At 36.1% G+C, this 6,275-nt stretch carries 2 protein-coding genes; one reads left to right on the forward strand and one right to left on the reverse strand.

The window, feature by feature from the left end:
* Window positions 1-1,229: 1,229 nt before the first annotated feature.
* On the reverse strand, window positions 1,230-4,067 hold the full coding sequence (locus F6K54_RS38320; protein ID WP_293089333.1) for a response regulator: 2,838 nt from the start codon (window positions 4,065-4,067) through the stop codon (window positions 1,230-1,232).
* A gap of 189 nt (window positions 4,068-4,256) precedes the next feature.
* On the opposite strand from F6K54_RS38320, the gene F6K54_RS38325 reads away from it, so the two are divergent.
* Window positions 4,257-5,789 carry a TM0106 family RecB-like putative nuclease gene (locus F6K54_RS38325; RefSeq protein WP_293089335.1) on the forward strand — a complete coding sequence of 511 codons (1,533 nt, stop codon included), beginning with the start codon at window positions 4,257-4,259 and terminating at the stop codon, window positions 5,787-5,789.
* The last annotated feature ends 486 nt before the right edge of the window (window positions 5,790-6,275 follow it).

Consider the following 6,275-nt stretch of genomic DNA (forward strand, 5'->3'; position numbering starts at 1 on the left):
TCATGTCCGGTTGAATAATTAGACTTTGGTGGAAGGAAGGCAGCGGGAGCTGGAGGCAGGAGGCAGAAGGTTTTCTCCTTTTTTCACCTTAATTTTATACACGCTCCGATGCTACCGGACATGATATTATACCATGAATTTTTATTTAGGGCTTGCTGAATAAATATGAAAGCTTTGACTGATATTGGTAATATCATGTCCGGATAATTAGTGATAAAAAAAACTTTCTCCTTCTTCTTCTTTCTTCCCTCCTGACTCCTGAGGACTGACTCCTTCATAGTTTATTTATAACTGTTCAACCGGACATGATATAAGTGCCTTTTTAGGTCTGAAATACCTTGGTTTTCAGCTCTTGATGCTCAAAAAGTTAGGATTTTGGACGTTTCGAGGGGCAGAAAATCAAGGGATAATATTTTGACGATCTGTTCTATAATTCCTATTTATCCTGGATTGCTGGATTGCTGGATTCTGGCTCCTGCCCTCACCACTCATACTTTTGAGCGCAAACCCTATTTAAACGGCGTTGGTGATTTGAGGTATGATATCATGTCCGGATAATATAGAGTCCGGTTGAAGAGTTATTGTATAGTTGGGAGTAGGGGAGTGGGGGAGTGGGGGAGATTAAATATTTAAGTAATTATAGAATTATCAAAATATACTATATAACCGGATTCTATATAAGAGCGCGAACAAAAAAAATCTCTTCTACTACTCTTTCTTCTTATTTCTTCCCTCCTGACTCCTAAAGTAGGGCTTGCTGATTAAATATAAAAGTCTTGATATATAAAGGTTTTGGCCTGTTGAGGTAGTTAAAAAGTAGCAGGTATTTGCCTAAGAAAGCTCAAAAAGTGAGTATTGGGGTAAGATAGATACAGAAAAATCTTGGGATAATTTTTAGGAGTACGTCCTCTACAACTCCTGATTTATCCTAACTCTTCACTACTCCCTACTCCCCTCCCTGGAGGGGGAGACAGGAGGAACGGGGAATTTAAAGTAGGTAGGAGTAAGAATTGTAAGAATGATTTCTCTGCCCAACTTTTACCTAAAATACGCTCCATGCATGAGCATGAATAGCTGAAAACCAGGCACTTTTTTCGACCTCAAAAAGGCTTTAGCCTTTACTTATCAATACTTTGAGAATTAATCAGCAAGCCCTAACTAGCCAGTAACAAAATCCTAAAAGCCTTACCAATCAATACTTTTGACTTTTAACTTTTGACTTTTAACTTTTAACTTCCGCGTAGCGGCACTTGTAATTCTTCTAAAACAGATTTAGCAATAATAAACTCTTTTTCCAATTGATTTAAAAGAAATTCTGCTTCTAATTTTGTTATAGTACCAGCTTTAGCTTTTTGTTCTAAAGTTGCAGAAATTTCAGCCAAGCGCATTACTCCTAAATTGCTACTACTACCTTTCAAAGAATGAGCGCTTTCTCCTAGTGCTTCTGTGGCAGAGTTATCTATCGCCTCTTTAATAGCTATGAAATGCTGTGGAGTATCTTCTAAAAACAAATCGATCAGTTCCGTTACAACATCAGCTTCGCCTTCTATCTGTACTTCTTGGCGAATACTTTCAATAAATTCTACCATCACAGGAGGAGAACTAAAAGCTGTCTTTACCTTTGGCGTAGGAGATGACGGAGAAGAAGTTTTTTCTACCTGTTGCAGTGGTGCAATAGGAGTTTTTTGGCCTATGATTATTTCTCCCCAATTTTCCAGTATTTTCTGTAGAGCTTCAACCTTAACTGGCTTACTAATATAATCATCCATACCCATTTGCAGACAAATTTCGCGATCGCCCTCCATAGCTCCCGCTGTCATGGCCACAATAGCAGGTCTTTTGCCTAACTCATGGCCATATTTGTCACAAATATGTTGTGTTGCTTCCAAACCATCCATTTCTGGCATTTGTACATCCATCAATATCAAATCATAAGGTACTCTCTCTAAAGCCATCAAAGCTTCCAACCCATCACTAACCACATCAGGCCGATAACCCATTCGTCCTAACATCGACAATGCAACTTTTTGATTGACTACATTATCTTCAGCTAGCAAAATTCTTAAAGGTAGTCGGTTCGCGAGATTGCCATCAATGTTGATATCAGGTTGCTTTGTAGTATTTTCTATCTGATTAGCAAAAATCTTCATCAGTACCTTATATAATCGCTCTGGCTTAATCGGCTTATTTAGACAAGCTTGTAAATTTTTGGTATCATCTTTAGGACAACCTACAGAAGTTAACATCACTAATGGCAGTGTTTTTAGTCTAGGAAGCTTACGAATTTCAGCAGCTAAAGTTATACCATCCATTTCTGGCATTTGCATATCTAAAATAACCAGATCGAACTTTTTACCTTTCTTCAGCAGTTCTAAAGCTTCTACACCATTATCTACTTCTGTAGATCTTATATCCCACTTTTTATTTTGTATTTTTAGAATCAGCCTATTAGTAGGATTATCATCAACTACTAATATTCGTTTACCATTCAGTTGAGGTTGAGGATTTTGATAAACTTTAGGAATGCTAGGAGCAACTGTAGTTAAGATTGTGAAGTGAAATGTTGAACCCGCAATATAATTTGCAGAAGTCAAATTATTTTGACTCACAACCAAGGGATTTCCGGCCACACTCCCCCCGCTTTCTGCCCACATTTGCCCCCCCATCATTTCACACAGTTGCTTACTGATAACTAAGCCTAAACCTGTACCGCCATATTTACGAGTAGTGGAAGAATCTACTTGAGAAAAAGGCTGAAAAAGTCGCTTTAAACCTTCCGGTGGAATACCAATACCAGTATCTCTAACAGCAAAATGGATTTGATGGGTGGGAGATTGAAAATTGTCTGAGTTAACTTCTTCAGCAGCGACATTTATTACTACTTCTCCAGAGTGGGTAAATTTAACAGCATTACTGACTAAGTTGACCAGAATTTGACGCAACCTAGTCACATCACCCGTAATTGTAGAGGGGGTATGATCGTCTATTATGTAGGCTAAGTCTAATGATTTACTTGTAGCTTGAGGCACTAACAAATCTAGACAAGATTCTACACATTCTTGGAGGTCAAAAGCTTGGTTTTCTAACTCTAACTTATCGGCATCAATTTTTGAGAAGTCGAGAATATCATTAATGATAATCAACAAGTTATCCCCACTACTACGAATAATTTCTACAAAGTTTCGCTGTTGAGGATTTAGATTAGTATCTAGCAACAAACCAGTCATCCCAATTACTCCATTCATTGGGGTGCGTATTTCGTGACTCATATTGGCCACAAATTCTGATTTTAGCTTGGCGATAGATTGAGCTTCCTTTAAGGCCGCATCTAATTCCTGATTTTTTTGTTCTAATTCTGTTGCTATTTTGGTTGTTTGTTCTTGAGATGCGGCCTTTTGTTCCAGATAAACTTGAATTTGGTTAACTGCAGGTCTAAATACAAATACTCCCTCTGATATTAGTAGTAATATTGCAACTGTTAATAATAAATTTTCGATTCGTCTGGCTTGCTGAACCTTTTCTTGGGCTTCGGCATCATATTGGAAGACAATTTGATTCATCCGTGGTAGAAAAAGGGCCTCATTTTTCAGAATAGTTTCTACAAAAGGTCTAATATCTACCTGTGCGGGATCTGAGTTGATGGCTACTAGCAAACCTTGAGTCGCCTTAATTATTGCTTGATAATATTCTTCCATCTCCGCAAACATTTGTTTTACCTTGGGACTATTTATATTACTGGGTAATCCTAAATCTGAATCACCTTTCTGTAGTCCCTCATGGGAGGTTTGGAACACCTGGACAACATTTTCAAGTTCCTGTTGACGTTGTTTTCTTACTCTTGAATTGGAGCTATACTGGATAGCTAATGCTGCTTTGCTAAGTTTTTGACTCAGCATTCGTTGACGACCTGCAATGTTAATTACCCGAGAACTGGTAAACTGATATCTTAGGGATCTTTCTACTAAAATTTGTTCAAATATAAATAATCCAGCAATTACACTGAGTCCGATAATATAAAGTACAGTTAGGCGATGAGTTGGAAATGGCTTGCGTAGTTTTTCTGACATTTTTTTATAGTTATTGTTGTAGTTAATTTTGTCTATACTTCACTGTTTGATAATGACAAACACTAGGTCTTTATATCTAGATTTTATCTCAATTGAATAAGTGGATTAGACTAGATATATATGTATATAGTTATGTCACTTTGGACTTTTGACTACCGCAAAGTGGCTGACTCACTAACTAAATAATTAATGTTTATAACTGATTCTCAGCTACTTTCTTATCAACGTTGTCCTAGAAAAGTATTTTTGGATACCTATGGAGATTTTACGCAACAAGATTCTCCTAGTGATTTTTTGCTGAAATTAATTAAAGATAGTTCGGAATTTAGGTCGAGCATTATCAAGAATTATATTTATCAAAAGCCTAATTATCCTCGTGGAGATTTAATGGCAAGGGGAAAGGCTACTGAAGAATTAATGGCAGCAGGTATTGATGTTATTTATCAGGGAATATTAATTATTCCACAATCTTCAATCAATTCACTCCCACAAAATCAGACTATTAATTTTGTTAGCTATCCAGATTTATTGATTAAACAGCCTGGATATTCTCGATTTGGTGATTGGGTTTATATTCCTACAGATATTAAGTTAAGCAAACGTCCGAAATTAGAATATCAAATAGTTGCTACTTTTCATGCTCAAATATTGGCGAGTATTCAAGAAGTTTGGCCGGAAACTGCTTGGTTGATTCTCCGAAAGAAAGGGTTATATAATGTCAATTTAGAGAAGCGAATTGAACAAATGCAGGAAACTATTTCTGAGTTAATTGCTATGTTGCAAAATTCTCTAGAACCAGAAGTCTTTATTTCCCGTCAAAAATGTAGTCTTTGTACCTGGTATAGTAGCTGTCATGATGTTGCGGAAATTCAAAAACATTTATGTCTTTTGCCGGGAGTTACTTCTAATAGATATGCTGTGTTGAAGAGCTTGAATTTAACAACTTTAGAATCTTTGAGTCAAACTAATCCTCATGATTTAGAGAGTTACCCAGAGTTTGCTGATGGAGTTGGAATACAGGTTGTCAAGCAAGCTCAATCTGTATGGGAAAATAAAGTGATTTTGAGAAATGAAACATTTGCCGAAGAAATAGATAGTGAAACTTTACAAATTAATTATTACAAATCAACTAAGCTAGTTAATGCTCCTGTAGAAATATATTTTGATATTGAAGCTCAACCAGATATTAATCTAGATTATTTACATGGTGTATTAGTAGTTGATAAACGCCAAAATACCAAAAAATTTTATGTTCATTTAGCTGAAAATCCCTTAGATGAAGAATTGATTTGGTATCAATTTTTAGACTTGGTTTGGAAATATCCTATCGCTCCAATTTATCACTTCTGTGAATATGAAATTCAAACTGTAAAAAGATTAGCTCAACTTTATCAAACTCCAGCTTATCTGTGGAAACCATTATTGAAGAGATTTGTAGATATTCATCAAGTTGTTACTCAGACTATTATATTACCTGTAGAAAGTTATTCCCTCAAAAATATTGCTCGTTGGTTGGGTTTTGAATGGCGGAACCCCGAAGCTAATGGCGCTCAATCTGTTTGTTGGTATGCAGAATGGTTGAAAACTGGCGATCGCTCTTTATTAGATGTAATTATTATTTACAATGAAGATGATTGTTATGCTACTTATTATATTAAAAAATGGTTATTACAATTGTTAGAAGAAGGAGTCAGGAGTCAGGAGTCAGGAGTCAGGAGTTAGATATAGAAACCGTCGGATAGACAAGGTAAAGTCCTCAGAAGGAAGAAGGAAGAAGGAAGAAGGAAGAACCAATTATTCATAATTAAGAAGAAGGAAGGTGAGAAAATATTATGTTATCTATATCCATAATAAATAAAGAAGAAATAAGAAGGAAGAAGGTAAGCATTTCCTGCGGAATGCTGCGCAAACAGCCGTCAGCTATTAGCTAGCCTCTTACAGAGGAACTGCGTTAACAGCTATTAATTTTGAGGAAGATAAAAGCAACCTTTGAAATTTAGTTTGAATAAAATTTACTGGCAAAGTTCCCTTCCTAAACCTTAGAAGTAATTAGGGTTTGCTGATTAAATATCGCGCTTATTAACTGATATTGGTTTGAGCAATTTTATATCTGGAAAAAATGCGAGGTTTTAGGTGGTAATGGTTCAAAAATTCAGGATTTTGGTCAAGAGTTGGGCAGAACAATATTGGGAAAATTCTTACTCCTAC

Origin of the sequence: Okeania sp. SIO3B5 (assembly GCF_010692555.1) — a bacterium.
Classification (GTDB): Bacteria; Cyanobacteriota; Cyanobacteriia; order Cyanobacteriales; family Microcoleaceae; genus Okeania.

Excerpts from the sequence above, each read along its gene's own strand:
- F6K54_RS38320 (WP_293089333.1), bottom strand. The coding sequence starts at position 4,067 with ATGTCAGAAAAACTACGCAAGCCATTTCCAACTCATCGCCTAACTGTA.
- F6K54_RS38325 (WP_293089335.1), top strand. The coding sequence starts at position 4,257 with ATGTTTATAACTGATTCTCAGCTACTTTCTTATCAACGTTGTCCTAGA.